Origin of the sequence: Methylobacterium sp. CB376 (assembly GCF_029714205.1) — a bacterium.
Classification (GTDB): Bacteria; Pseudomonadota; Alphaproteobacteria; order Rhizobiales; family Beijerinckiaceae; genus Methylobacterium.
In genome coordinates this window covers 31,427-58,300 of the sequence record NZ_CP121648.1, presented here as the reverse complement: position 1 = coordinate 58,300, position 26,874 = coordinate 31,427, and the positions used below count along the sequence as shown (strand labels likewise).

Genomic DNA, 26,874 nt, shown 5'->3' with positions numbered 1-26,874 from the left:
ACAGACCGGTCGGGGTGCGCCGCCGCCGCCCGCCGCCGCGGGCGGCCCCGCCCGGGAACGGGATCGCTGCCCGAAGATTAGGCCTCCCACATCCTGGGAGGCGGTCTTGGCGGCAGGGGCGACGACGACACTGGCGGACGAGGCTGTCCGCACCGACATCCCGGCCCGCATGGACCGGCTGCCCTGGAGCCGGTTCCACCTCCTCCTCGTGATCGCGCTCGGCATCACCTGGGTTCTCGACGGGCTCGAAGTCACCATCGTGGGCGCGATCGGCCCGGTGCTGCAGGATCCGCGCGCCCTGGGCCTCTCGGTGCAGGAGATCGGCGCCGCCGCCTCCTTCTACGTGGTCGGGGCGGTGGCGGGGGCGCTCGTCTTCGGCTGGGTCACCGACCGCTACGGGCGCCGCGTCGTCTTCTTCACCACCCTGGTCGTCTACGTGGGCGGCGTGGTCGCGAGCGCGCTCGCCTGGAACTTCTGGAGCTTCGCCCTCTTCCGGCTGGTCACGGGGCTGGGCATCGGCGGCGAGTACGCGGCCATCAACTCGGCCATCGACGAACTCATCCCGGCCAAGTACCGCGGCCGGGTCGACCTCATCGTCAACGGCAGCTTCTGGGTCGGGGCCGCGGCGGGGGCGGCGGGCTCGCTCCTCCTGCTCGATCCGGACATCGTGGCGCCGCATCTCGGCTGGCGCCTCGGCTTCGGCATCGGCGGCGTGCTCGGCCTGTTCATCCTGGTCCTGCGCCGCTACGTCCCCGAGAGCCCGCGCTGGCTCGTGGTGCATGGCCGCCAGGAGGAAGCGGAGCGCACCGTCGCGGAGATCGAGCGCAAGGTCGAGGCCGAGACGGGCGCGCCCCTCGCCGAGCCCGACGGCATCCTGGAAGTCCACCCCAAGGCGAGCTTCGGCTTCGGAGAGATCTTCGGCTCCATGCTCGGGCCCCATCGCGGCCGCAGCCTGCTCGCCCTGGTGCTGATGTCGGCGCAGGCCTTCCTGTTCAACGCCGTGTTCTTCACCTACGGCCTCGTGCTCGCGAAGTTCTACGGCATCCCGGAGACCGGGGCCGGGCTGTTCCTGGTGCCCCTCGCCATCGGCAACTTCCTCGGCCCGCTCCTCCTCGGCCACTACTTCGACACGATCGGGCGCCGCCGCATGATCACCGGCACCTTCGCGGTGAGCGGCCTGATGCTCGCCGTCACGGCATTGGTGTTCGGCCTCGACCTGTTCACCGCCTGGACCCAGACCTTCGCCTGGATCGCCATCTTCTTCGTCGCCTCGGCGGCGGCGAGCTCCGCCTACCTCACGGCGAGCGAGATCTTCCCGCTCGAGACCCGGGCGCTCGCCATCGCGGTCTTCTACGCCCTCGGCACCGCGGCCGGCGGCGTGATGGCGCCCTGGCTGTTCACCCGGCTGATCGAATCCGGCCACCACGCGGCCCTGGCCGCCGGCTACGGCGGCGCCGCGCTCCTGCTCCTCGTCGCCGCGCTCACGGAGTGGAAGCTCGGCGTCGACGCCGAGGGCAAGTCTCTGGAGAGCATCGCGGCCCCCCTCTCGAAGGCCCGGTGAGGATCCAGGCCCGCGGGGCGCGCGATGGGCCTCGTTCGACGGCCGTCAGAGCGGCGCCCGTCTGCCCGGCACGGTGACGGCTCCGGCGAGCGGATCCCGCATCAGACGACATCCGACGAATTGCTTCGCCATCTCCCATTTCGGCCATGCGGATGTCGGCTTCGCTCAAGCGCCGCGCGGGCTTGGCATACGACATCCGACGAATTGCTTCGCAATGCGGATGTCGGCTTCGCTCAAGCGCCGCGCGGGTTTGGCATACGACATCCGACGAATTGCTTCGCAATGCGGATGTCGGCTTCGCTCAGGCGCCGCGCGGGCTCGTGATCCGGGATCCGCTTCGATCAAGCGGCTCCCGTATCACTCCTCGCGCACCGCCTCGCCCGCTTCCGTCCCGCCGGGCCGCCCCGCGAACGACGCGCCGAACTCCGCCGACGCGATCTCGTCCACCAGCACCCGCAGCTGGGCGGCCTTGTCGGGCCCGAGCGTCGCCTCGAAGCGCGCCTGCGCCTCCCGCCACAGCCGCGCCGCCGCCCGGAACCGGTCGCGGCCCGCCGCCGTCAACACCACCCGGCGGGCGCGGCGGTCCGCGGGGTCGACCTCCAGCGCGACCAGCCCGTCCCGCGCCAGCGGCTTCAGCGTGTGGCCCAGCGCCGAGAGGTCCATCACCATCGCGGCGGCGAGATCCTTCATGGTCGGCCTGCCGAGCTGGCGGACCTGCGCCAGGAGCCCGAACTGCGTCGCCTTCAGCCCCGCCGGCGCCAGCGCCTCGTCGTAGAGCTGGCCGAGCCGCCGCGTCGCCCGCCGCAGCCCCGCGTTGCTGCACGCGACCGCCGCCGGCCCTGCCGCCTCGGATCCGTCCCGCTCCGGCCGCATGGCTTCCCCGTCCGCCCCGCCCTTGACGAATACTGGCATATGCCACCAATCTTCCCGCGGGGCCAAGCGCCAGGATGCCGGATCCCACCGGCCGCCGTCGAGGCCCGATCGCGAGGTCCCATGGACGACCGCACGCGCCGCCTTCTGCGCGGACCGATCGGCCCGACGCTCCTGCGCCTCGCCGTGCCCAACGTGCTCGTCATGCTGGTCCAGGCCGGCGTCGGGCTGCTCGAGACCGCCTTCGTGGCCAGGCTCGGCACCGACGCGCTCGCCGGCATGGCCCTGGTCTTCCCGCTGGTGATGACTGTGCAGATGATCTCGGCCGGCGCTGTCGGCGGCGGCATCCTGTCGGCGGTGGCCCGCACCCTCGGGGCCGGGCGGCGCGAGGCGGCCGAGGCGGTGGCCTGGCACGCGCTCGCGATCGCGCTCGGGCTCGGCCTGCTCACCACCGCGGCGGCCCTGCTGGGCGGGCCCTCCCTCTACCGGGCGATGGGGGCCGAGGGCGCGACGCTGGCGGCCGCCGCTTCCTATGGCGGCGTGGTCTTCGCCGGGGCGGCCCTGGTCTGGCTGTTCAACGCGCTCGCGGCCGTCATCCGCGGCACCGGCAACATGGCGCTGCCGGCCGGCGTCACCTGCGCGGGCGCCGTCGTGCTGGTGCCGCTCTCGCCCGCGCTGATCTTCGGCCTCGGGCCGCTGCCCGGCCTCGGCATCGTCGGCGGCGCGGTCGCGATCCTCGCCTACTACGCGGCGGGGAGCGCCGTGCTCATCGCCGCCCTGTGCTCGGGCCGGCTGGTCCTGCGCCTGCGCCGCCCGCCTCCGCTCGCCCGCGGCCCCGCCCGGGAGATCCTGCGGGTCGGCGCCGCCTCCGCCCTGGTGAGCCTCACCACCAACCTCACCATCGCGGCCGCCACCGGCTTCGTCGCCCGCTTCGGCCCCTCGGCGGTGGCCGGCTACGGCACCGGGGCGCGGCTCGAATACCTGCTGGTGCCGCTGGTCTTCGGCCTCGGCGCGCCGATCTCCGCCATGGTCGGGACCGGGATCGGGGCCGGGGACCGGGTGCGGGCGCTGCGGGTGGCCTGGACGGGCGCGGCGATCGCGGTCGGGCTCACCGAGGCGATCGGCCTCGCGGCCTCCCTGCGGCCCGACGCCTTCCTGGGCCTCTTCGCGACCGATCCGGTCATGCGGGAGGTCGGGGCCCGCTACCTTCGGCTCGTCGGCCCCTTCTACGGCTTCGCCGGGCTCGGCCTCGCGCTCTACTTCGCCGCCCAGGGCGCGGGACGGATCGCCTGGCCCCTCGTCGCCGGGCTCACCCGCGTCACCGTCGCGGTCGGCGGCGGCTGGCTCGGATCGCGGGCGGGGGCGGGGCTGGCCGGCATCTTCCTGGCGCAGGCCCTCGGGCTCGCGGCGCTCGGCCTCATCAACGCGGGCGCCGTCGCGGCCGGCGCCTGGTTCCGCACCCGTCCCCCCGTCGCGGGCCCGCTCGCGATCCGTCCCGGCGCCTGAAACCGGAGCCCCAGCCCATGACTCCCGATCCCACGGTTGGCCTGTATTTCGAGGATCTCGCCGCGGGCCAGATCCACCGCTCGGCCGAACTCACCGTCACCGCGGAGGCGATCACGCGCTTCGCGGCCGAGTTCGACCCCCAGCCCTTCCACCTCGACGAGGCGGCGGCCGCCGCCTCCTTCTTCCAGGGGCTCGCGGCGAGCGGGTGGCACACGGCGGCGCTGACCATGCGCCTCCTGGTGGAGGGCGGCCTGCCGCTCGCGGGCGGCATCATCGGGGCCGGGATGGACGAGCTGCGCTGGCCGCGGCCGCTGCGCCCCGGCGAGACGATCCGCCTGGAGAGCGAGGTGCTGGAATTGCGCGCCTCGCGCTCGCGCCCGCGCCAGGGCCTCGCCAAGGTGCGCACCACCACGCTCAACCAGGACGGCGCGCCGGTCCAGGTGCTGGTCGCCAACCTCGTGGTCCAGCGGCGGGCGGGCGGGCCGGCCTGACCGCGCCGACGGGGGGCGATCCTGCCGAGGATCCCGCTCGCACGTCACGTCCGCCGCCGCACCGGCGACCGCTTCGGCGCATGGTGCTCGTACCAACGGCTCAGGATGCTGACGCATCGAGCCGTTGCTCCATCTCGAATGTTCGATTTCAAGCCAGAGGCTTGCCGAACCAGAGGCTTGCCGAAAATTCGAGAGCCGCACCACCGGTCATGAGAAATGACCGGTGGTATTAGCCCGCACGGGCGCCCGAGCCCCACTCCCGCGACCGCCCGGTTCTGGCTACCTTCCGGGCGAGGGGGAGGGGCCATGCAGACATTCGACGTCCTCAACCCGCCCTTCGACCGCCTCACGGCCGAGGAGGCGGACGGGCTGCGGCGGCACGTCGACATCGGCTATTACCGGCCCGGCGCCGTCATCGTCGCCCGCGGCAAGCCGGCGGAGCTCCTCCACGTCGTCATCAAGGGCGCGGTCGAGACCCGGATCGACGACGCGCCCCTGGCGGTGCTGCGGGCGGGCGACACCTTCGACGCCCGCGCGGTGGTGCACGGGGAGGCGGGGGAGGATTTCGTCGCCGCCGAGGAGACGCTCTGCTTCCTGATCCCGCGCGAGGTGATCGTGCGGCTCGTCCACGCCAACCGCGCCTTCGCGGCCTTCTTCTACGCCGAGATCTCCCGCAAGCTCGACGAACTCACCGCCTGGAAGCCGCGGGAGGGGGTCGACGCGGTGCTGCGCACCCGCATCCGCGACGCGCGCCACGGCCCCGCAGTGTTCCTGCCCGCCGACGCCACCCTGGAGGAGGCCGCCCGCCAGATGCTCGCGGCCGATGTCGACGCGGTCTTCATCGAGGCGGGCGGGCGGACCGGGCTCCTCACCGGCCACAAGGTCACCCGCGCGGCGGTGATCGAGAAGCGCCCCTTCGACACGCCGGTGCGCGACCTCGCCAAGTTCGACCTCACCGCCGTCGAGGCCGACCAGGTGCTGCTCGACGCCCTCCTGGTGATGACGCGCCACGGCCACCGCCGCATCGCGGTCCGGGAGAACGGCCGCTACACCGGCTGGCTGCGCGACATCGACCTGCTCGGGGCCTTCGCGGGCAACGCCCAGCTCGTGCCGAGCCGCATCGACCGGGCCGAGCGCCCCGAGGAGCTGCGCGAGCCCGCCCAGGACATCGCCGTGCAGGCCGAGCAGCTGCACCGCCAGGGCGTGCGCGTCGACGCGATCGCGCAGGTGATCTCGGACCTCAACCGCCGCCTCTACGCCAAGCTGTTCGCGCTGCTCGCGCCGCCGGCGATCCGCGAGGCCGGCTGCCTGTTCCTGATGGGCTCGGAGGGGCGCGGCGAGCAGACCTACCGCACCGACCAGGACAACGGCCTCATCCTGGCCCGCCGGGTGCCGGAGGACGACCTCGCGACGTTCCGCGCCGCCTTCTCGGAGGCGCTCGGCGAACTCGGCTTCCCGCCCTGCCCGGGCGAGATCATGGTGAGGAACCCGCTCTGGTCGCAGGAGGCCGACGGCTTCGTCAACCAGCTGCGCCTCTGGACCCTCGCGGGCGACCCGGACGCCGCCATGAACCTCGCGATCTTCGCGGACGCGGCCGCGGTCGCGGGCGATCCCGCCCCGCTGCAGCGGGCGAAGAACTACCTCGTCGAGGCGGTGCGCGGGGAGACGCGGCTGCTCGCGCAGATCGCCAACCTCATCAACATCGTGGGCGAGGGCGGCCATGGCGGGCTGTTCGACGCGGTCTTCGCGCGGATCGGGCTGCGCCGGGGCGAGCTCGACCTCAAGCGGGCCGGCCTGTTCCCGCTCGTGCACGGGGTGCGGGTGCTCGCCATCGAGGCGGGCCTCGCCCCGACCGGCACCGCCGAGCGGATCCGGGCGCTCGTCGAGAGGGGCGTGCTGGAGGAGGGGTTCGGGCGCGACCTCGCGAGCGCACTGCGGGCCTTCATGGCCCTGCGGCTCGAGCGGCAGCTCGCCGCCGCCCATCGCGGGCAGGTGGGCGACCCCGTGACCCTCGCCACCGACGCGATGCCGACCCTGGAGCGGGATCTCCTGCGCGAGGCGCTGCGCATCGTGCGGCAGTTCCGGGAGGTGATCCACGTCCGCTACTCCCTGGGGCAGTTCTGAGATGTGGACCTCCCTGCGCCGCCGCCTCGACCGGGCGCGGCTGCGCGACCCCGCCTTCGCCTTCCTGTTCGAGCCGCCGCCCCCCGACGAGGCCGTCGCCCTCGACTGCGAGACCACCGGCCTCGACCCGCGCCGGGACGAGATCGTCGCCGTGGCGGCGATCCGCATCCGCGGCGACCGGATCCTGACCAGCGAGAGCCTGCGCGCCACCGTGCGCAGCGACCGGCCCTCCTCGCCCGAGGCGATCAAGGTGCACCGGCTCCTCAACGCCGAGATCCGCGAGGCAGAGCCCCTGGACGCGGTGCTGCCGGCGCTCCTGCGCTTCATCGGCGGCCGGCCGATCGTCGGCTACTACACCGAGTTCGACGTGCGCATGCTCGACAAGAGCGTGCGCCGGCAGTTCGGCATCCGCCTGCCGAACCCGCGCATCGACGTCTCCTCCCTCTACCACGCCGCCAAGTACCGCGACGCGCCCGACTACGTGAAGATCGACCTCAGCTTCGCGCGCATCCTGGAGGATCTCGGGCTGCCGGCGCTGCCGCAGCACGACGCGTTCAACGACGCGCTGATGACCGCGATGATCTACCTGCAGCTGCGCGACCTGCTCGCCCGCCGCGTCGCGATCCGGCGCGAGGCCGCGGGCCCGGTCGAGACCGTCGCCTTCGGGGCCTGAGGGGCCGGCGGCCGGCCCGCCGCGTCCGCGCGCCGGGTCGAGACCGCGCGCGTGTTGAAAATAACGGCCGGGCTTCGCATATCGCCGCCGTCAACCTGGATTGAGGGAGCCAGACACACGTGAGCGAGACTCTGGAACGGCATGCCTTCGGGGCCGAGGTCGGGCGCCTCCTGGATCTCGTCGTGCACGCGCTCTACTCCGAGCGCGAGATCTTCCTGCGCGAACTCGTCGCCAACGCGGCGGACGCGGTGGACCGCCGCCGCTTCGGGGCGCTCACCGACCCGGCGCTGTCCCTGCCGGCGGACGCGAAGGTGCGGATCCGCCCCGACAAGGCGGCGCGCACGCTCGCCATCTCGGATCCCGGGATCGGGATGAGCAAGGAGGATCTGGCGCAGAACCTCGGCACCATCGCGCGCTCCGGCACCCGGGCCTTCAGCCAGTCCCTCGCCGACGCCAAGCCCGACGAGCGCCCGAGCCTGATCGGCCAGTTCGGCGTCGGCTTCTACTCGGCCTTCATGGTGGCGGACCGGGTCGAGGTGACCTCCCGCAAGGCCGGCAGCGACGAGGCCTGGACCTGGGCCTCGGAGGGGCAGGGCGAGTACACGCTGAGCCCGGCCACCCGCGCGGAGCCGGGCACCGACGTCGTGCTCCACATCAAGGCCGACGCGGACGAGTACCTGGAGCCGCTGCGCCTCGAGACCATCGTGCGCAAGTGGGCCGACCACATCACGGTGCCGATCACGCTCCTGCGCGACGGCGAGGAGGTCTCGGGCAACGAGGGCACGGCCCTCTGGCGCAAGCCGAAATCCGAGGTCTCCGAGGAGGCCTACACGGCCTTCTACCGGCACGTGACCCACAATTTCGACGCGCCCTGGGCGACGCTGCACTGGCGGGCCGAGGGCGCCCTCGACTTCACGGCCCTGCTGTTCATCCCGGGCATGAAGCCCTTCCTGGCGGTCGAGGAGGAGCGGGAGAGCCGGGTGCGGCTGCACGTGCGCCGCATGTTCATCACCGACGAGGCCGGGCTGCTGCCCTCGTGGCTGCGCTTCGTGCAGGGCGTGGTCGACACCGAGGACCTGCCGCTCAACGTCTCGCGCGAGATGCTGCAGGCGACGCCGGTCCTGGCCCGCATCCGCCGCGCGGTCACCGGCAAGGTGATGGCGGAGCTGAAATCCCGGGCCAAGGACGCGGAGAGCTACGCCACCTTCTGGCAGGCCTTCGGGCCGGTGCTGAAGGAGGGCATCTGGGAGGATGCGGAGCACCGCGACGACATCGCGGCCCTGCTGCGCTTCCGCTCCACGGCCGTGGAGGGCTGGACCTCGTTCGCGGACTACGTCTCGCGCATGAAGCCGAACCAGGAGGCGATCTACATCCTGGTCGGGGACGACGCGGCGGCGCTGGCGCGCTCCGCCCAGATCGAGGGCTTCCGGGCCCGCGGGATCGAGGTGCTGCTGCTCTCCGACCACGTCGACGCCTTCTGGCCGGAGCGGCTCGACAAGTTCGACGGCAAGCCGATCCGCAGCATCACCCAGAGCGCGGACGACCTCTCGGCCTTCGCGCCCGAGGGGAGGCCGCGGGCGAGGCGGCGGACCTGACCGAGTTGCTGCCCAAGCTCAAGGAGATCCTGAAGGACGACGTCGCCGAGGTGCGGGCGAGCCAGCGGCTCGTCGAGAGCGCGGTGCTGCTCTCGGCCTCCTCGGGCGGGCCGGACCTGCAGATGCAGCGCCTGCTGCGGCGGGCGGGCCGCGGATTCGGGGCGGGGCTGCCGGTGCTCGAACTCAACCCGCGCCACGCGCTGGTGCGGCGCATCGCCGAGCGGGCGCGGGCGGGCGAGGATGTCGGGGAGGCGGCCCAGACGCTCCTCGACCTCGCGCATGTCCAGGGCGGCGACCCGCCCCGCGACCCCGTCGCCTTCGCCCGCCGGGTCGCGGCGGCGCTCGCCGCGCAGGCCTGAGGGCGCCCCGCCTGCTCGCGGCGAGCCATGCTCCGGCCGGGCGGCGGCCCGCGCCGGCGCGGCTGGTCCCGCCGCCGAAATCGGCTAAGTGCCTCCCGATTGCGCAGCACGCGGGTCGGGAGGGCAGGGGTGCGGACGATCGGGGAGAGCCGGGCGGCGACCGAGCTGGGCGCCGCCCCTGAGACGGGCGCCGTGCCCGGAACGGGCACCGCGCCCGGAACGGGCGCCCGGCCCGGAACGGGTTTCGCGCCCGGAACGGGCGCCCGGCCCGGAACGGGTTTCGCGCCCGGAACGGGCGCCTGGACGCCGCGGCGGGCGCTCCTGCGGCGGCCCCTCGTCATCACCTTCGGGCTGATGCTGATCGCCTTCAACCTCCGCCCGGCCCTGTCGAGCGTCGGCCCGCTCCTCGGGCGCATCCGCGAGGAGACCGGGATGGGCGGGGCCCTGGCCGGGGCGCTGATCACGCTGCCGGTGCTCTGCCTCGGCGTGTTCGGGCGGCTCGGGCCGCCGGTGATGCGCCGCCTCGGGGCGGATGCGGGCGTGCTCGCCTTCCTGATCGTCATGGCGGCCGGGCTGGTGCTGCGCGGGCTCGACGGCATCCCGGCCCTGTTCGCGGGCTCGGTGGTCGCCGCCTGCGGCATCGGCGTCGTCAACGTGCTCCTCCCCGCCATCGTCAAGCGCGACTTTCCCGACCGGCCCGGCCTGATGATGGGCCTCTACACGGCCGTTCTGTGCCTCGGCGCCGCGGCGGGCGCCGGCCTCACGGTGCCGGCGGGCCGGCTGCTCGATTCCGGCTGGCGCGGGCCGATGATGATCTGGGCCCTGCCGGCCCTCCTCGCGGCCCTCGCCTGGCTGCCCCTGGTCCGGGCGGCGCCCCGCCGCCCGGGGGCGGCGCGGCGCGGCGCATCTCCGGCCTCTGGCGCGATCCCCTGGCCTGGCAGGTGACCGGCTTCATGGGGCTGCAATCCTCCCTCGCCTACATCGTGTTCGGCTGGCTGCCGGCCGCCCTCATGGACCGCGGCCTCGACCCGGTGGCGGCGGGGCTCGTCGCCTCGGTCTCCGCCATGGCGCAGTGCCTGCTCGCCCTGGCGGTGCCGCCGCTCGCCGCCCGACGCCGCGACCAGCGGCCCTGGGTGCTGCTGGTGATCGGGCTCGCGGTGGCGGGCTTCGTCCTCCTGCTGGTCGGTCCGGCCGCGCTCGTCTGGCTCTCCGCCCTGCTGCTCGGCCTCGGCCTCGGCGGATGCTTCGGCCTCGCCCTCACGCTGATCGTCCTGCGCTCCCCCGACCCGCAGACCGCCGCCGACCTCTCCGCCATGGCGCAGGGCGTGGGCTACAGCCTCGCGGCGCTCGGGCCGTTCCTGATCGGCCTCGCCCACGAGGCCAGCGGCGGCTGGGGCCTGCCCGCCCTGCTGTACCTGGGCATCGGCCTGGGCGGGATCGTGCTCGGCCGGCAGGCGGCCCGGGACCGGCTCGTCCGCGCGCACGAGCGGCGCGCGCCGGCCGGATGAGGGCCCCGCGGCGCCCGGATCGCGTGCGCCGCGGGGCGTGCGCCGCCGCCGCGCGCCATCCGGGCCTCGGGCGGAACCGCGCCGCGCGGATCCGCCGGGAAGGGCGCTCCCTCGCGGTGCTTTGCCGGAGAACCAGTCACCACCTGCTCAACCCAGGTGCGGCGCCGCGCCACGACCGTGCCACTCCGGCCATTTCATGACGTAAAGTCATGAAAACGATGGTTGTTCATTTACCGCCACACCCTACGCTGGGTTCGCGACTGAAGAGTTCATCCCGGAGCCGGTACCATGTGGGACAATCTGGGATCGTCCGAATCCGAATTCGCGGCTATCATTGCCGCCAGAATGCATCGCGCGGTCAATGGCGAAGACGTCTTCTCCGTTGCGGCCGAGGTGATTCATCAGCAGACGACAGCGATTGATCTCGACGGATACATGATGTCGATGAGCGGCCGCTGCGCGCGCCGGGTCTTCGGGAGCGGGGCGGCCTCGCGGCGGGGCGGCCTCGCCGAAGCCGGTCCTTGGCTCGTGGCGGGGGGCGAGACCGGTCCGGTCCGGCAGCGGGCGGAGGAGGGCGGCACGATCCTGCGGCAGCGCCTCGTCTCCGACTCCCTCCTGCTCGGCGGGCTGGTCCTGGCCGGCCCCGACCTCGGCCCCGCCGACGAGCGCCGCTGCGCCGTCCTCGCCCGGCTGACGGCCGACGCCCTGTCCGGGCTGCACCAGCGGCGCCTCTCGCAGCTCGTGCTGGAGTCCCTGGAGCAGAGCGAGGAGGCGGTCTCCTTCTACGACGAGGAGGAGGGCATCGTCTTCACCAACGATGCGTATCACCGCATCTTCCCGCATTATCCGGACCGCCGGGCCCTGCGCGGCGCGCACCATCTCGACCTCTACCGGCTCGACCTCGACGCCGGCATCATCGACGATCCCCTGGCGCGGGCGGATCCCGAGACCTACCTCGCTGAGCGGGCGCGGAAATCGCGCCTGCTGACCGATCGGCAGCGGGAGATCCAGCGCGTCGGCGGCCGGACCTACATCTACACGCGCACGCGTTCCAGGACGGGCGCGACCCTGTCGCGGCGCACCGACATCACCGAGCAGGCCCTGACCGAGGCGCGCCTGCGCGAGCGCGAAGCCGAGTTGCGCACCCTCGCCTTCCAGGATTCCCTCACCGGCCTGTTCAATCGCGCCTACCTGCGCGAGAAGGTCGAGCAGCTGGAACGGGCGCTGGCCGAGGGGCGCGTCGCAGGCCTCTGCGTCCTCATGATCGACCTGAACGGCTTCAAGGCGGTGAACGACACCTACGGCCACGATTGCGGCGACAGGGTGCTCAGGATCGTCGGCGCGCGCCTGTCGGGCATCCTGCCGCCCGAGGCCGTGCTCATGCGGCTGGGCGGCGACGAATTTCTCGTCCTGCTGGAGCAGGCCGCCGAGGAACCCGAACTGGCGGCGATGGCCGAGGCGATCATCGCCGCCGTGACCGAGCCGATCCGTGACGGCGACCTCGCGCTGAGCGTGGGGGCGAGCATCGGCATCGCCGCGGTGCGCGGCCCGCAGACCGAGATCGACGCGATCATCGGCCGGGCCGACCTCGCGATGTACGAGGCCAAGTCGCTGCGCTGCAGCGGCTACCGCTTCTTCCATTCCGGCCTGCGCGAGCAGCGGCTGGCGCAGCTGGCCCTGATCGAGGACGTGCGCGGGGCCCTGCGCCGCGGCGAGTTCGCGCTGCACTACCAGCCGCAATTCAGGACGCAGGATGGCGGCCTCGCGGGCTTCGAGGCCCTGGCGCGCTGGACCCATCCGCGACACGGGCCGATCCCGCCCTCGACCTTCATCCCGATCATGGAGGAGAACGGGCTCATCGAGGCCCTGGGCACCTGGATTCTGGATACCGCCTGCGCCGAGGCGCGGACTTGGCCGACGGACCTGCGGCTCGCCGTCAACGTCTCGCCCCTGCAGGTGCGCAGCGGGCGCTTCTCCCTCACGCTCGCCGAGGCGCTTCTGCGCAGCGGCCTGCCGCCGCATCGGCTCGAACTGGAGATCACCGAATCGGTGCTGCTCGCCGACGAGGCGCGAAGCCGGGCCGAGCTCGAGCGCTGGAAGGCGCTCGGCGCCCGCATCGCGCTGGACGATTTCGGGCGCGGCTATTCCGGGCTCGGCTACCTGACCGCCTTCCCGATCGACAAGATCAAGATCGACCGCGCCTTCCTGGCCGGGTTCGACGCGCAGCGGCCGGACGCCGCCGCCGGCGTGATCCTCCACGCGATCATCCGCCTCGGCCGCGTCCTCGGCAAGACCGTGACGGTCGAGGGTGTCGAGAGCCCCGACCAGCTCGCCCATCTGCGCCGCGAGCGCTGCACCGAGGTGCAGGGCTTCCTGCTGGGCCGCCCGATGCCCGCCGCGGAGGTTCCCGGCTTCATCGCGCAGCGGGCAGCCCCGTCGGCGGCGTGACGCCGCCCGGCCGCCCGCTCAGCCGCGGCGGAGCGCCTCCAGCACCTTCGCGCCGGGACGGCCGGTCTGCGGCCAGCCGAGCTGACGCTCGATGTCCTTGATCGCGTCGCGGGTCTTGGCGCCGACCCGGCCGTCCGGCTCGCCGACGTCGTAGCCGCGCGAGGCGAGGGCGCTCTGCAGGGTCCGGCGCTCCGCCCGCGACAGGGGCGGGTCGTCGGTCGGCCACGCGGTCTGGATGCCGGCCCGGCCGCGCAGCCGGTCGGACAGCACCGCGATGGCGAGACCGTAGGATTCGGCCGCGTTGTAGGAGTAGATCGCGTCGAAGTTCCGGGTCACCAGGAAGGCCGGGCCGTCGACCCCGGCCGGGGCGATGATGCCGGCCGGACCCTCGCCGGAGAGCGGGCGCCCGTCGACCCGGGCGACCCCGAGGCTCGCCCAGTGCGCGATCGGCCGCTTGTTCTTGCGCCCGGCGGCGGCGACGCTGAAGCCCCGCGGCAGCCGCACCTCGTAGCCCCAGGGCAGGCCGTTCTGCCACTTGGCGGCGCGCAGGAAATTGGCCGTCGAGCCGACCGCGTCCGCCACCGAATCGACCACGTCGCGCCGCCCGTCCCCGTCGAGGTCGACGGCGAGGCGCTGGTAGGTCGAGGGCATGAACTGCGTCTGCCCGAAAGCCCCGGCCCAGGAGCCGGTCAGCCGGTCCGGCGCGATGTCGCCGCGGTCGATGATCTTCAGGGTCGCCATCAGCTCGCCGCGGAAGTAGCCGGCGCGCCGGTTCGGGCTGCAGGCCAGGGTCGCGAGCGACTGGATCAGCGGCATCTTGCCGAGGTTCTTGCCGAAATTGGACTCGACGCCCCAGACCGCCGCGATCGTGTAGCGGTCCACGTGGAAGCGCGCCTCGGCCTCGGCCAGGGCGGCGGCGTGCTGGCGCATGGCGGCGCGGCCGTCCTCGACGCGCTCGTCGTCCACGAGGGCCGCCATGTAGTCCCAGATCGGCGTCTTGAACTCTGGCTGGGCCTGGGAGAGTTCGATGACCTTGTCGTCGTAGACGATGCCGGCGGTGGCGGCCTGGAAGGCGGCCGGCGAGATGCCCCTGCCCCCCGCCTCCTGGCCGAGGCCGGCGAGGCAGGAGCGGAAATCGGCCCGCGCCGCGCCGGGCAGCGCGAAGCCGCCCAGGCACAGCAGGGTCGCGGCCGTCAGGCGCAGGCGAAGCGTCATCGGGAAAGAACTCCGTGGACCGGGATCCAAGCACCCGAATAGGGCAGGATGAGGGTTAACGAAGTCCTGCCGGCCGCGCGCGGCCCCGTGGCGCGCCTCAGGCCCAGGGGCGGTCCGCCAGCGCCCGCTCGTAGGCCTCGATCGCGGGCGCCTTCTCGAGGGTGAGGCCGATCTCGTCGAGCCCGTTCAGCAGCGTGTGCTTGCGGGCGGGATCGATGTCGAAGTGGAGCACCCCGCCGTCCGGCCCGCGGATCTCCTGCCGCTCCAGGTCCACGGTCAGGGTCGCGTTGGCGCCGCGCTCCGCGTCGTCGAACAGCTTCTCCAGGTCCTCGGGCGCCACGGTGATCAGCAGGATGCCGTTCTTGGCGCTGTTGTTGAAGAAGATGTCGGCGAAGCTGGTCGAGACGATGCAGCGTATGCCGAAATCCGCGAGCGCCCACGGGGCGTGCTCGCGCGAGGAGCCGCAGCCGAAATTATCGCCCACCACCAGGATCTTGGCGTTGCGATAGGCGGGCTGGTTGAGAACGAAGTCCGGGTTCTCCGAGCCGTCGTCCCGGTAGCGCATCTCCGAGAACAGGCCCTTGCCGAGGCCGGTGCGCTTGATGGTCTTGAGATACTGCTTGGGGATGATGCGGTCGGTGTCGACGTTGACGATCCGCAGCGGCGCCGCGACGCCTTCGAGAACGGTGAACTTTTCCATGATGCGAGCTTTCCGGCGGCCCCGGGGGCGGCCCATCGGGCGCTTGTAGCAAGCCGGCGGGGCGCCGCAAAGGCCGCGCCCGCGCGGCTGCGGGCACCGGCGTCCCGCGAATGGCGGATGCCGCGCGGCCGCGCTTCGGCCAAACCGGGGCGAGGGCGCGGCCCGGTCCCCGGCGCGGCACCGACGGCCGTGCCTCGCCGGGGCGTGATCCCCCGTTGCGGCTTGTCATCATAGGAATATATGCTCAAGCTGAGCAGAGCAGGCGCGGAACCGGATCGTGATGACAGATGTTCGCGACGATCGTCTGGCTGACGCGATCGATCTGTTCTACGAGGCGGCGCTGAACCCGGAGCGCTGGCCGGCGGTGCTGGAGGCCTACGGGCGCGCCGTCGGCGCGGACGGCGCCGTGATGCTGCCCGGGCCGGCGGCGCCGCTCGCGGCCTCGGTGTCGGAGGACATGGCCGAGGTAGTGGAGGCGGGGGTCCGGGACGGCTGGCTCGCCGAGAACCCGCGGATCGCGCGCGGCATCCAGGCCCTGAAGGATCCGCGCGGCGTGATCACCGAGTCCCAGATCTTCACGCCGCGGGAACTCGACCACATCCCGTTCAACGCGGATTACGTGGGACGCCACGGCTACCGCTGGTTCGCGGGCCTCTACATGGTGGCGGAGGGGGAGCGCAGCGTCATCCTGTCGGCGGAGCGCCGCCGCGAGCGCGAGATGTTCTCGCACCGGGAGATCGCGCAGATCCGGCGGGCGGTGCCGCACCTGCAGCGGGCCGGGCAGATCGCCCTGCGGATCGCCGAGGCGCGGGCCGGCGCCGCGCTCGACGCCTTCGAGACCCTCCGCTGCGGCGGCCTGCTGCTCGACGCGAGCGGCACGGTGCTGCGGATGAACGCCCACGCCGAGCGGCAGCTCGGCCGCGGCATCGCCGTCGTGAAGGGGGCGCTGCTCGCCCAGGATCGGGCGGCGAACGCCGCCCTCGGCCGCCTGATCGCGAGCGCGATCCGCGCCGGCCGGCCGCACGAGGGGGCGGCCGAGGGGCCGGTGGCGGTGCCGCGGCCCGAGGGCCCGCCCCTGATCCTGCACGCGGCCCCGCTCGCCGGGGCGGCGCAGGACCTGTTCCAGCGCGCCCGCGCGGTGATCCTGGTGGTCGATTCCGCGGCGGGCGGGCGCCCGGGCGAGGCCCTGCTGCGGCAGGCCTTCGGGCTCACGGCCGCGGAGGCGCGCCTCGCCCGCGACCTCGCCGAGGGGGGCGAACTCGCGGCGGTCGCGGCGGCGCACGGCATCACGATCGCCACCGCGCGCTCGCAGCTCAAGGCCGTCTTCGCCAAGACACGCACCCACCGCCAGCCGGAACTCGTCGCGCTGCTGGGGCGGATGCGGCTGTGATCCGGGATCCACTTGATCGAAGCGGATCCCGGATCACGCGCCTGCGCGGCGTCTGAGCGCAGACGACATCCGCCGTCCCGAAGGGATCAAGCGGATCGGGTATGATCCGACATCCGACGGATTGCGTCGCCATGCGGATGCCGGCGTCGCTCACGCGCCGCGCGGGCGACGCGCCGCGGAGCGCGGGACCGATGGCAGCCCCTCGACCGCGCGTCAGGCGCCCGCGCGATGGCGGGCCGCGTCCAGGCTGAGCGGCCCCGGCCCGGCGAAGACGAGGTAGAGGAAGACGAAGCAGTAGAGGATGGCCGCGTCGCCGCCGTTGAGGGTCGGGAAGAAGCTGCGCGGCGCGTGCCCGATGAAGTAGGCGAAGGCCATCTCGCCCGACAGGATGAAGGCGACCGGCCGGGTGAGGAGGCCGAGGGCGAGGTGCGCGCCGCCCACGAGTTCGAGGATGCCGGCGATCCCGGGAAGGGTGGTCAGGCCGGGCGGGTTCGGGTGGGGCGGGAAGCCCAGCACCTTCTGGGTGCCGTGGGCCATGAAGATCAGCGCCGCCATGATGCGCAGGACGCTGAGCATGACGGGGGCGTAGCGGTCGAGGGTGGCGCGCATCGCGAACTCCGGCGGGCCCTCCGGAGGAGGCCGGGGGCAACGACGCCCTTAGCCCGGCGGCGACGAGACGCTCAAGCCCGACGCCCCGGCCCGGGCGCGCCCGGGCCGGGTTCGCGCCTCAGCGCGAGCCGGAGAGTTCCAGCACGTCGTCGAAGGTGCGCAGGCCCGCCTTCTGGGCGTTCACCAGCACCGCCATGTTGCCGGGCGCGTGCTGGTTGCGCCACATCTTGGTATGGGCGTGCGGGATCTTGTCCCACGGGAACAGCTCGCTCATGCACGGATCCACCCGCCGGTCGATCACGAACTGGTTCGCGGCCGCCGCCTGCTTGAGGTGCGCGAAGTGCGAGCCCTGGATCCGCTTCTGGCGCATCCAGACGTAGCGCGCGTCGAAGGTGATGTTGAAGCCGGTCGTCCCGGCGCAGAACACCACCATGCCGCCGCGCTTCACCACCAGCGACGACACCGGGAACGTCGCCTCGCCCGGATGCTCGAACACGATGTCGACGTCGTTGCCCTTGCCGGTGATGTCCCAGATCGCCTTGCCGAACTTGCGCGCCTCCTTCAGCCACTCCGTGTACTCGGCAGAGTTGACCTTCGGGAGCTGACCCCAGCACTTAAAGTCCTTGCGGTTGATCACCCCCTTCGCGCCGAGGCTCATGACGTAGTCGCGCTTCGACTCGTCCGAGATCACCGCGATCGCGTTGGCCCCCGAGGCCGCGCAGAGCTGCACCCCGAACACGCCGAGCCCGCCCGAGGCGCCCCAGATCAGCACGTTCTGGCCGGGCCTCACCGTGTGCGGCGCGTGGCCGAACAGCATCCGGTAGGCGGTCGCGAGGGTGAGCGTGTAGCAGGCGCTCTCCTCCCAGGTCAGGTGCTGGGGCCGCCGCATCAGCTGGCGCGACTGCACCCGGCAGAACTGCCCGAAGGAGCCGTCCGGGGTCTCGTAGCCCCAGATCCGCTGCGACGGCGAGAACATCGGGTCGCCGCCATTGCACTCCTCGTCGTCCCCGTCGTCCTGGTTGCAGTGGACGATGACCTCGTCGCCGACCTTCCAGCGCTTCACCTTGGCGCCGACCGCCCAGACGATGCCGGACGCGTCCGAGCCGGCCACGTGGAAGGGGGCCTTGTGGACGTCGAAGGGCGAGATCGGCTCGCCGAGGCCCGCCCAGACGCCGTTGTAGTTGACGCCCGCGGCCATCACGAGGACCAGCACCTCGTCGTCGCCGATGGTCCAGGTCGGGACGACCTCGACCTGCATGGAATCCTCGGGCGGGCCGTGCCGCTCCCGGCGGATCGCCCAGGCGTACATCCTGGACGGCACATGGCCGAGCGGCGGGATCTCGCCGATCTCGTAGAGGTCCTTCAGCTGCCCCGATCCCCCGGGGATCGGCCGCACCGCAGCGCCCGCACCCATTGCGGACCCTCCCTTCAGATATTGCACTGCACCGATCCTAGCGACGATCAGGACGGGGTCAAATAGACCAAAAGCAGGGCAGACGGACGCCGAAAACGCAGGCAATCCGCTTCCCGCGCCGGCGCCGCGCGGGCGGTCGGCGCACCGCTTGCTTGCGCTGACGCGCGGTCGGGCCCGTGCGGCCGGCGCGAGCGACGCGCGCGGGGGCGTGACGGCCCCCCGCGGGCTTGTCTACGATGCGGCGCCCCGGACGGGGCTCGGACGGAAGCGAGGGGCGAGGGCGCCATGGGCGAACAGGCGACGAGGACGGCGCAGCGCGACAAGCCGTGGATCATCCGCACCTATGCGGGCCACTCGACCGCGGCGGATTCGAACGCGCTCTACCGGAAGAACCTCGCCAAGGGGCAGACCGGCCTGTCGGTGGCCTTCGACCTGCCGACCCAGACCGGCTACGACCCCGACCACGAACTCGCCCGCGGCGAGGTCGGCAAGGTCGGCGTCTCGATCGCGCATCTCGGCGACATGCGGACCCTGTTCCGCGACATCCCGCTCGCCCAGATGAACACGTCGATGACCATCAACGCGACGGCGCCCTGGCTGCTCGCGCTCTACCTCGCGGTCGCGGAGGAGCAGGGTGCGCCGATCGCGGCCCTGCAGGGCACGACGCAGAACGACATCATCAAGGAGTACCTCTCGCGCGGCACCTACGTGTTCCCGCCGGCCCCGAGCCTTCGGCTCACCAAGGACGTGATCCTGTTCACGACCAAGCACGTGCCGAAGTGGAACCCGATGAACGTCTGCTCCTACCACCTGCAGGAGGCGGGCGCGACGCCGGTCCAGGAACTCTCCTACGCGCTGGCCATCGCCATCGCGGTGCTCGACACCGTGCGGGCGGATCCGGATTTCGACGAGGCGAGCTTCGAGGAGGTGGTCGGGCGCATCTCGTTCTTCGTGAATGCGGGCCTGCGCTTCATCACCGAGATCTGCAAGATGCGGGCGTTCAGCGATCTCTGGGACGAGATCACCCGCGACCGCTACGGCATCAAGGACCCGAAGAAGCGGATCTTCCGCTACGGCGTGCAGGTCAACTCCCTCGGCCTCACCGAGCAGCAGCCGGAGAACAACGTCCACCGGATCCTGATCGAGATGCTGGCGGTGACGCTCTCGAAGCGCGCCCGCGCCCGCGCCGTGCAGCTGCCGGCCTGGAACGAGGCGCTCGGCCTGCCGCGGCCCTGGGACCAGCAATGGTCGATGCGCATGCAGCAGATCCTCGCCTACGAGACCGACCTGCTCGAATTCGACGACATCTTCGACGGCTCGCGGGTGATCGACGCCAAGGTCGAGGAGCTGAAGGCCCGGACCCGGGCCGAGCTGGAGCGGATCGGGGCGCTCGGCGGCGCGGTTGCGGCGGTGGAGACCGGCGCCCTGAAGCGGGCGCTGGTCGAGTCGAACGCGCAGCGCATCGCCGCCATCGAGCGCGGCGAGCAGGTCGTGGTCGGCGTCAACCGCTTCGAGACCGGCGAGCCCTCGCCGCTCACCGCCGGGGACGGGGCGATCTTCACGGTCTCCGAGACGGTCGAGATGGAGGCGCAGGGCCGCATCCGCGCCTGGCGGGCGGAGCGCGACGCGCAGGCGGTGGCGCGCGCCCTCGACGAGCTCGACGCGGCGGCCCGCTCGGGCGCCAACATCATGCCGGTCTCGATCGCCTGCGCCAAGGCGGGGGTGACGACGGGCGAGTGGGGCGCGCGCCTGCGCGCGGTCTTCGGGGAGTACCGGGCGCCCACCGGCGTCACGCCCGAGACCGTGACCTCGGGGGCGGCCGAGGAGGCGCGCCTGCTCATCGCCGATCTCGGCGAGCGGCTCGGCGAGACCCCCAAGCTGGTGGTCGGCAAGCCGGGCCTCGACGGCCACTCGAACGGGGCCGAGCAGATCGCGCTGCGCGCCCGCGACGTCGGCTTCGACGTCAGCTACGACGGCATCCGCCAGACCCCGGACGAGATCGTCGCCAAGGCCCGCGAGCGCGGCGCCCACGTCATCGGCCTGTCGATCCTCTCCGGCTCGCACGTGCCGCTGGTGCGCGAGGTGAAGGCGCGGCTGCGCCGCGAGGGGCTCGACCACGTCCCGGTCGTGGTGGGCGGCATCATCTCGCCGGAGGACGAGCTCGTCCTCAAGAACATGGGCGTGGCGGCGGTCTACACGCCGAAGGACTACGCCATCGACGCGATCATGGTCGGCCTCGCCAAGGTGGTCGAGCGCGCCCTCGCGGCGCGCGAGGCGCAGGGCCCGGTGCCGAACCGCGAGCAGGTGTTCTGATCCCGGCGGTCATGTCCCACGACCGCCGGTTCCGTTCTCGGATCGTCGTCAAGCCTTCGGCGTGGTGGCGGCGATCCGAGATGGTCAACGGCCCGACGCGCCGGCATCCCGGGGCGTCGGGATCAGGCCGCCTCGCCGGCGCGCTCTTTCCCTCGACCCGGCATCCCGCGTAGATCACCGGGATGCCGCTGCCCGCCCCCGTCACCGCCCTGCTCGTCGCCGCGCCCGGCGCGGCCGCCCTGATCCTGGCCCTGCGCCCGCTCCTGCGACGCTACGCCCTGGCGCGGCCGAATGCCCGCTCGAGCCACCGGGTGCCGACGCCGCAGGGCGGCGGCGTCGCGGTCATCGGGGCGGCGCTCCTGGTCGGGGCGGCCCTCTGGCCGCTGCCCGTCGGGCGCGAGGCCGCCTGCCTCGCCGCGGCGACGCTCGGACTCGCCCTGGTCGGGGCCGTGGACGACCTGCGCCCGCTGCCGGCGCTGCCGCGCCTCGCGCTCCAGGCCCTCGCGGTCGGAGCGCTGCTGGCGGCGACCCCCGTCCGGCTCTGGCCGGGGATCCCGGCCGGGCTCGAATGGGGCCTCTCGCTCCTCGCCGGGCTCTGGTTCGTCAACCTCGTGAACTTCATGGACGGGCTCGACTGGATGACCGTCGCGGAGGCGGTGCCGCTGCTCGCCGCGCTCCTCGCCTTCGGCGCCTGCGGAGTCCTGCCGCCGGAGGCCACCCTCGTCGCCGGCGCACTCCTCGGCGGGGTGCTCGGCTTCGCGCCGTTCAACCGGCCGGTGGCGCGGCTCTTCCTCGGCGACGTCGGCTCGCTGCCCCTCGGCCTCGTGATGGCGTGGCTGCTCTACCGGCTCGCCGCCGAGGGCGGCCTCGCCGCCGCGATCCTGCTGCCGCTCTACTTCCTCGCCGACGCGACCCTGACGCTGCTGCGGCGCCTGCGGCGCGGCGAGCCGGTCTGGCAGGCCCACCGCACGCATTTCTACCAGCGCGCCACGACGAACGGCTACGGCGTGCCGGAGGTGGTGGGGACCGTCTTCGGCCTCAACCTCGCCCTCGCGGGTCTCGCCGGGGCGACGCTGGCCTGGCCCTCCTGGCCGGCCGCCCTCTCGGCGCTGGCGGTCGCGGGCGGCCTCGTCGCCCTCGTGCTGCGCGCCTTCGCGACCCCGCGCGCCATCCCGGTGACCCCATGATCCCGGTGACCCATGAATTCTCGGTGACCCCATGACGGCTGCCCCGCTCATCGCGCTCACGGGCGCCACCGGCTTCATCGGCCGCCACCTCCTGCGCGACCTCACCGGCCGCGGCTACAGGGTCCGGGTGCTGCTGCGCCGGCCGGTCGCGCTGCCGCCCGGGGCGAGCGGGGCCGTGGTCGGGGACCTCGCCCGGCCGCAGAACATGGCGGCGGCGCTCGCGGGCGTCGACGCGGTGGTGCACTCGGCCGGCCTCGCCCACGCCATGTCGGGGGCGCCGGAGGACGATTACCGGACCTTCAACACCGAGGCGACGCGCGGCCTCGCCCAGGCCGCCGCCAAGGCGCGGGTGCGCCGCTTCGTGTTCCTGTCCTCGATCCGGGCGCAGTGCGGCCCCTCGGCGCCCGGGATCCTCACCGAGGCGGATGCGGCGGCCCCCACCGACGCCTACGGCCGCTCCAAGCTCGCCGCCGAGGAGGCCCTCGCCGCGGTCGAGATCGACTTCGCGGCCCTGCGCCCGGTCCTGGTCTACGGACCCGGGGTGAAGGGGAACATGGCCGCGCTCCTCGCCCTGGCGGCGCGGCCCGTCCCGCTGCCCCTCGGCGGCCTGCGCGGACGCCGCTCCCTGGTCTCGGTCGAGACGCTCGCGGACGCGGTCGAGGCGGTGCTGCGCGCCCCCGGTTCCCTGCGGCGGCCGCTCATCGTGGCCGAGCCGGACCCGCTCACCGTGCCGGAGATGCTGGCCGCGCTCAGGGCCGGGTTCGGCCGCCCGCCCGGGCTCATGCCGGTGCCGGCGCCGCTCGTCGCGGCGGCCCTGCGGCTCGCGGGCCGCGGCGAACTCGGCGAACGCCTCGCGGGCTCGCTCGTCGCCCGGGCGGAGGCGCTCGCCGGCCTCGGCTGGACGGCGCCGCGCGGCAGCCGGGAGGGCCTCACCGCGCTCGCCCGCGCGGTCGCGGGCGGGGAGGCGGCTCACACCACATCCGGTTGAGCGCTTCGCCCTCTCCGATTTCGGCAAAGCGGATGTCGGCGTCGCTCAGGCGCCGCGCTCAGGCGCCGCGCAGGCGCGTGATCCGGGATCCGCCTCGGTCAAGCGGATCCCGGATCACTCCTCGTCCGCCTCCTCCTCGTTCTGACGGATGCCGTAGCGCTGCTCCAGGCTGACCGGGGAGCGGGCGGGCCCGCGCTCCCCGCCCGCGTCGGGGTGGGGCCGCATCGGCCGAGTCGGCCGGTCGCTCTGGTCGCGGCCGATGCGCGGGATCAGGTGCACGATGTCGACGAAGTCGTCCGCCTGCCGGCGCAGGTCGTCCGACACCATCGGCGGCTGCGTCTGGATGGTCGAGACCACGGTCACGCGCACGCCCCGCCGCTGCATCGCGGCGACCAGGGGCTTGAAGTCGCCGTCGCCCGAGAACAGTACCATGTGGTCGATGTAGGGACTGAGCTCCAGGGCATCGATCGTCAGCTCGATGTCCATGTTGCCCTTGATCTTGCGCCGCCCGGTCGAATCGGTGAATTCCTTAGCCGGCTTCGTCACGACACGGTAACCGTTGTAGTCGAGCCAGTCGATCAGCGGCCGGATCGACGAGTATTCTTGATCTTCAATCAAAGCGGTATAGTAGAATGCCCGAATAAGATTCTCGCGGGACCGAAAGTCTGCGAGAAGCTTTCGATAGTCGATGTCGAAGCCGAGCGCCTTGGTGGTCGCGTAAACATTAGCGCCGTCGATGAAGAGGGCGCTGCGCTGATATGTCATTTGTTATTCCTGACCGCGCGGCGGGGCCGGCGGAAATGGCGGCGACGTCCGTGGATTCGGCGCGACATCGACAGATCGGATGATCGCGAAAACATCCGCCGCGTAGGGCGCGCCGGCCCGCGGCCTGCAATAGCGTTGAGGTAAGGAGTAGGGCCGCTCCGTGTCAAGCTGAGCTTGACGCGCGTCCAGTCAGCCCGGCGTCGTGGCGCGGCTGCCCGGCTTCACGGCCGGGATGGCGGCGAGGTCGGGCGGGAGTTGGTCGGCAGGATAGTTCGGGATGTCGAGGGTGGCGAGGGCGACGAGGGGGGCGCCGAGATCGGCGCGCCCGCCGGAGCGGTCGATCAGGCAGGCCGCGCCCACGACCTCGCCGGGCTGGTCCCTCAGCGCCGCGAGGCATTCCCGCGAGGACAGGCCGGTGGTGACGATGTCCTCGACCATGACGGCGCGGCTGCCGGCCGGGATGCTGAAGCCCCGCCGCAGCTGGAACGGCCCGCCCGGGTCGCGCTCGACGAAGATCGCCCGGGCGCCGAGGGCGCGGGCGGTCTCGTAGCCCGGCACGATTCCGCCGATCGCCGGGGAGACCACGAGGTCGACCGCGCCGTAGCGGTCGCGGATCACGGACGCGAGCCCGGCGCAGACCCGCGCGGTGCGCACGGGATCGCTGAAGATCGCCATCTTCTGCAGGAACACGGCGCTGTGGAGGCCCGACGAGAGGATGAAGTGGCCCTCGAGCAGGGCGCCGGCGGCGCGGAATTCCTCGAGCAGGTCGTCGGGCGTCATCGAGCGGGGTCCTCCGGTTCCGGGGCTTGTGGCAGGGGCGCGTTCGCGGTGCAACCGGGTCAGCCGTTGACCCGCTCGACCTTGCTGACCACGCGCTTGGCCCTCAGCTCGGAGATGATCGCGTTGAGGTGCTTGAGGTCCCAGACCGAGAGGTCGATCAGCACGTCAGTGAAGTCCTGGCTGCGCCGCTTCATCGAGATGTTGTCGATGTTGCCGTCGTGGTCGGCGATGACCTGGGCGATCTGCGCGAAGCTGCCGGGCTCGTTGATCGACTGGAGGGCGATGCGGGCCGGGAAGCGCTGGTGGGTGCCGCCGTCCACGTCCCAGCGCACGTCGAGCCAGCGGTCCGGCTCGTTGTCGAAATCGGCGAGCGCCGGGGACTGGATCGGGTAGATCGTCACCCCCTCGCCGGCGGTGAGGATGCCGACGATGCGGTCGCCCGGCACCGCGCCGCCCTCGGGCGCGAAGCGCACCGGCAGGTCGCGGTCGAGGCCGCGGATCGGGATCGCGTCCTCGCCGCCCTTGCCGGGCCAGGTCAGGCGCACGGTCTGGTCCTTGTCGAGGGAGAGGCGGCCGGCGCCGTTGACGTGGGGCCTCGGCGCGCTCGGGGCGGGCTGGCTGCGGCGCTCGTCCTTGTAGTCGGGATAGACCGCCTTCACGACGTCGCCCGAGAACATCTCGCCGCGTCCCACCGCCGCGAAGACGTCCTCGGCGGAGGTGCGGGCGAGGCGGGGGAGGGCGCCGCGCAGCTTCTCGTCGGAGAAATTCTTGCCCGCCCGCTCGAAGGCGCGGTCGAGGATCTGCCGCCCGAGCCCGGCATATTGCCGCCGCACCGCCGAGCGCGTCGCCCGCCGGATCGCCGCCCGGGCCTTGCCGGTCACGACGAGGGATTCCCAGGCCGCCGGCGGGGTCTGGCCGTCCGCCCGCACGATCTCGACCTCGTCGCCGTTCTGCAACTCGGTGAGGAGCGGAGCGATGCGGCCGTTGATCTTGGCGCCGACCGCGGCGTTGCCGAGCTCGGTGTGGACCGCGTAGGCGAAGTCGATCGGGGTCGCCCCGCGCGGCAGCGCGATCAGCCGGCCCTTCGGGGTGAAGCAGAAGACCTGGTCCTGGAAGAGCTCGAGCTTGGTGTGCTCCAGGAACTCCTCCGGGCTGTCGCCCTCGGCGAGGAGCTCGATGGTGCGGCGCAGCCACTGGTAGGCGCCGCTCTCGGTGGCGAGGTGGGGCGAGCCGTCCTTGTAGAGCGCGTGCGCGGCGATGCCGTACTCCGCCACCTCCTCCATCTCGGCGGTGCGGATCTGCAGCTCGACGCGCTGGCTCTTCGGCCCGATCACCGTGGTGTGGATCGAGCGGTAATCGTTCTGCTTCGGGGTCGAGATGTAGTCCTTGTAGCGGCCCGGCACCATCGGCCAGGTCGTGTGCACGACCCCGAGCGCCCGGTAGCAGGTATCGACCGAATCGACGATGACCCGGAAGCCGAAGATGTCGGACAATTGCTCGAAGGCGACTGACTTGCGCTCCATCTTGCTCCAGATGGAGTAGGGGCGCTTCTGCCGGCCCTTGACCTTGGCGACGATGCCCTTGGCGGCGAGCCTCTGGACGAGATCGCGCTCGATGCTCTCGACGAGGCGCTCGGACTTGGCGGTCAGGTCGTCGAGCCGGCGGCTGATCGTGGCGTAGACATCCGGCTTGAGGTTGCGGAAGGAGAGGTCCTCCAGCTCCTCGCGCAGCTCCTGCATGCCCATCCGGCTCGCCAGCGGCGCGTAGATGTCGAGCGTCTCCTGGGCGATGCGGACGCGCTTCTCCGGCGGCATGTGCTGCAGGGTGCGCATGTTGTGCAGCCGGTCGGCCAGCTTGACGAGCAGCACGCGCACGTCCGCCGCGATGGCGAGCAGCAGCTTGCGGAAGTTCTCGCCCTGGGCCGCCTGCTTGGAGACGAGGTCGAGGCGCTTGATCTTGGTCAGGCCGTCGACGAGCGTGCCGATCTCGGGCGAGAAGGTGCGGTTGATCTCCTCCAGGGTGGCGGCCGTGTCCTCCACCGTGTCGTGCAGCACGGCGGCCACGATGGTGGCGTCGTCGACCCGCAGGTCCGTCAGGATCGCCGCCACTTCGAGCGGGTGGGCGAAGAACAGGTCGCCCGAGGCGCGCATCTGCGAGCCGTGCGCCCGCATCGCGTAAACGTAGGCCCGGTTGAGCATCGCCTCGTCGGCGGCGGGGTTGTAGGCCTTCACCCGCTCGACGAGTTCGTACTGGCGCATCATCCGCCGGTGGTCTCCTGACGCCCTGCCGCCCGACGCGGGCGGCGCGCCGTCGCACGAAGGCGGCCGCGCGGGCCTTGGCGACGAGGCTTGAGGGGATGTCCGACTATCGGGGGGAAT

Annotated in this window: 18 protein-coding genes and 2 pseudogenes; 12 read left to right on the top strand and 8 right to left on the bottom strand. The window is 72.7% G+C overall.

Annotation, left to right across the window (positions count from 1 at the left end; genetic code table 11):
- Positions 1-169: 169 nt before the first annotated feature.
- Positions 170-1,561: an MFS transporter gene (locus tag QA634_RS00255; RefSeq protein ID WP_018263039.1), complete on the top strand. Its 1,392-nt coding sequence runs from the start codon at positions 170-172 to the stop codon at positions 1,559-1,561.
- A 357-nt stretch (positions 1,562-1,918) separates the two neighbouring features.
- On the opposite strand, the gene QA634_RS00250 is transcribed toward QA634_RS00255, so the two are convergent.
- Entirely contained in the window at positions 1,919-2,434 is a 516-nt protein-coding gene (locus QA634_RS00250; RefSeq protein WP_012330055.1) for a MarR family winged helix-turn-helix transcriptional regulator, read from the bottom strand.
- Positions 2,435-2,554: 120 nt separating this feature from the next.
- Between QA634_RS00250 and QA634_RS00245 the strand changes: the two genes are divergently transcribed.
- From QA634_RS00245 to QA634_RS00210, 7 genes and pseudogenes are all read left to right on the top strand, one after another.
- Positions 2,555-3,937 carry an MATE family efflux transporter gene (locus tag QA634_RS00245; protein WP_012330054.1) on the top strand — a complete coding sequence of 461 codons (1,383 nt, stop codon included), beginning with the start codon at positions 2,555-2,557 and terminating at the stop codon, positions 3,935-3,937.
- Between the two features lie 17 nt (positions 3,938-3,954).
- Positions 3,955-4,428 (top strand): MaoC family dehydratase, encoded by a 474-nt coding sequence (locus QA634_RS00240; RefSeq protein ID WP_012330053.1) that lies wholly within the window; start codon positions 3,955-3,957, stop codon positions 4,426-4,428.
- Positions 4,429-4,734: 306 nt separating this feature from the next.
- Positions 4,735-6,552, top strand: coding sequence for a DUF294 nucleotidyltransferase-like domain-containing protein (locus QA634_RS00235; RefSeq protein WP_012330052.1), 1,818 nt, complete (start codon positions 4,735-4,737; stop codon positions 6,550-6,552).
- Between the two features lies 1 nt (position 6,553).
- Complete coding sequence (locus tag QA634_RS00230; protein ID WP_012330051.1) at positions 6,554-7,225, top strand: 3'-5' exonuclease; 672 nt, start codon at positions 6,554-6,556, stop codon at positions 7,223-7,225.
- 119 nt (positions 7,226-7,344) lie between these two features.
- Positions 7,345-9,179, top strand: a pseudogene (gene htpG, locus QA634_RS00225) (molecular chaperone HtpG).
- Between the two features lie 27 nt (positions 9,180-9,206).
- Positions 9,207-10,687: pseudogene (locus QA634_RS35505) on the top strand (CynX/NimT family MFS transporter).
- A 444-nt stretch (positions 10,688-11,131) separates the two neighbouring features.
- Positions 11,132-13,135: a putative bifunctional diguanylate cyclase/phosphodiesterase gene (locus tag QA634_RS00210; protein WP_236728822.1), complete on the top strand. Its 2,004-nt coding sequence runs from the start codon at positions 11,132-11,134 to the stop codon at positions 13,133-13,135.
- Positions 13,136-13,153: 18 nt separating this feature from the next.
- On the opposite strand, the gene QA634_RS00205 is transcribed toward QA634_RS00210, so the two are convergent.
- Both QA634_RS00205 and leuD read right to left on the bottom strand, forming a co-directional pair.
- Entirely contained in the window at positions 13,154-14,350 is a 1,197-nt protein-coding gene (locus QA634_RS00205) for a lytic murein transglycosylase (RefSeq protein ID WP_012330047.1), read from the bottom strand.
- A 97-nt stretch (positions 14,351-14,447) separates the two neighbouring features.
- Complete coding sequence (gene leuD, locus QA634_RS00200; protein WP_012330046.1) at positions 14,448-15,050, bottom strand: 3-isopropylmalate dehydratase small subunit; 603 nt, start codon at positions 15,048-15,050, stop codon at positions 14,448-14,450.
- Between the two features lie 280 nt (positions 15,051-15,330).
- Here leuD and QA634_RS00195 point away from each other — a divergent pair, with 280 nt between their 5' ends.
- On the top strand, positions 15,331-16,440 hold the full coding sequence (locus tag QA634_RS00195; RefSeq protein ID WP_012330045.1) for a helix-turn-helix transcriptional regulator: 1,110 nt from the start codon (positions 15,331-15,333) through the stop codon (positions 16,438-16,440).
- Positions 16,441-16,653: 213 nt separating this feature from the next.
- Here the strand turns inward: QA634_RS00195 and QA634_RS00190 are convergent, their stop codons facing one another.
- Both QA634_RS00190 and ccrA read right to left on the bottom strand, forming a co-directional pair.
- Entirely contained in the window at positions 16,654-17,049 is a 396-nt protein-coding gene (locus tag QA634_RS00190) for a DoxX family protein (RefSeq protein WP_012330044.1), read from the bottom strand.
- A gap of 118 nt (positions 17,050-17,167) precedes the next feature.
- Positions 17,168-18,463, bottom strand: a complete 1,296-nt coding sequence (ccrA, locus tag QA634_RS00185; protein ID WP_012330043.1) for a crotonyl-CoA carboxylase/reductase — start codon at positions 18,461-18,463, stop codon at positions 17,168-17,170.
- A gap of 285 nt (positions 18,464-18,748) precedes the next feature.
- Between ccrA and QA634_RS00180 the strand changes: the two genes are divergently transcribed.
- The 3 genes from QA634_RS00180 to QA634_RS00170 all read left to right on the top strand — a co-directional run bounded on the left by QA634_RS00180 (position 18,749) and on the right by QA634_RS00170 (position 22,951).
- Positions 18,749-20,776, top strand: coding sequence for a protein meaA (locus tag QA634_RS00180; protein ID WP_012330042.1), 2,028 nt, complete (start codon positions 18,749-18,751; stop codon positions 20,774-20,776).
- A 182-nt stretch (positions 20,777-20,958) separates the two neighbouring features.
- Complete coding sequence (locus QA634_RS00175) at positions 20,959-21,963, top strand: glycosyl transferase (RefSeq protein WP_012330041.1); 1,005 nt, start codon at positions 20,959-20,961, stop codon at positions 21,961-21,963.
- A gap of 31 nt (positions 21,964-21,994) precedes the next feature.
- On the top strand, positions 21,995-22,951 hold the full coding sequence (locus tag QA634_RS00170) for an NAD-dependent epimerase/dehydratase family protein (protein WP_012330040.1): 957 nt from the start codon (positions 21,995-21,997) through the stop codon (positions 22,949-22,951).
- Between the two features lie 114 nt (positions 22,952-23,065).
- Here QA634_RS00170 and QA634_RS00165 read toward each other — a convergent pair whose 3' ends face one another.
- From QA634_RS00165 to QA634_RS00155, 3 genes are all read right to left on the bottom strand, one after another.
- Entirely contained in the window at positions 23,066-23,716 is a 651-nt protein-coding gene (locus QA634_RS00165; protein WP_012330039.1) for a LabA-like NYN domain-containing protein, read from the bottom strand.
- 189 nt (positions 23,717-23,905) lie between these two features.
- The gene (pyrE, locus tag QA634_RS00160; RefSeq protein WP_012330038.1) at positions 23,906-24,496 is read right to left on the bottom strand and encodes an orotate phosphoribosyltransferase; all 591 of its coding nucleotides are present in this window, start codon (positions 24,494-24,496) and stop codon (positions 23,906-23,908) included.
- Between the two features lie 59 nt (positions 24,497-24,555).
- Positions 24,556-26,757, bottom strand: a complete 2,202-nt coding sequence (locus QA634_RS00155) for a RelA/SpoT family protein (protein ID WP_012330037.1) — start codon at positions 26,755-26,757, stop codon at positions 24,556-24,558.
- Positions 26,758-26,874 lie beyond the last annotated feature (117 nt).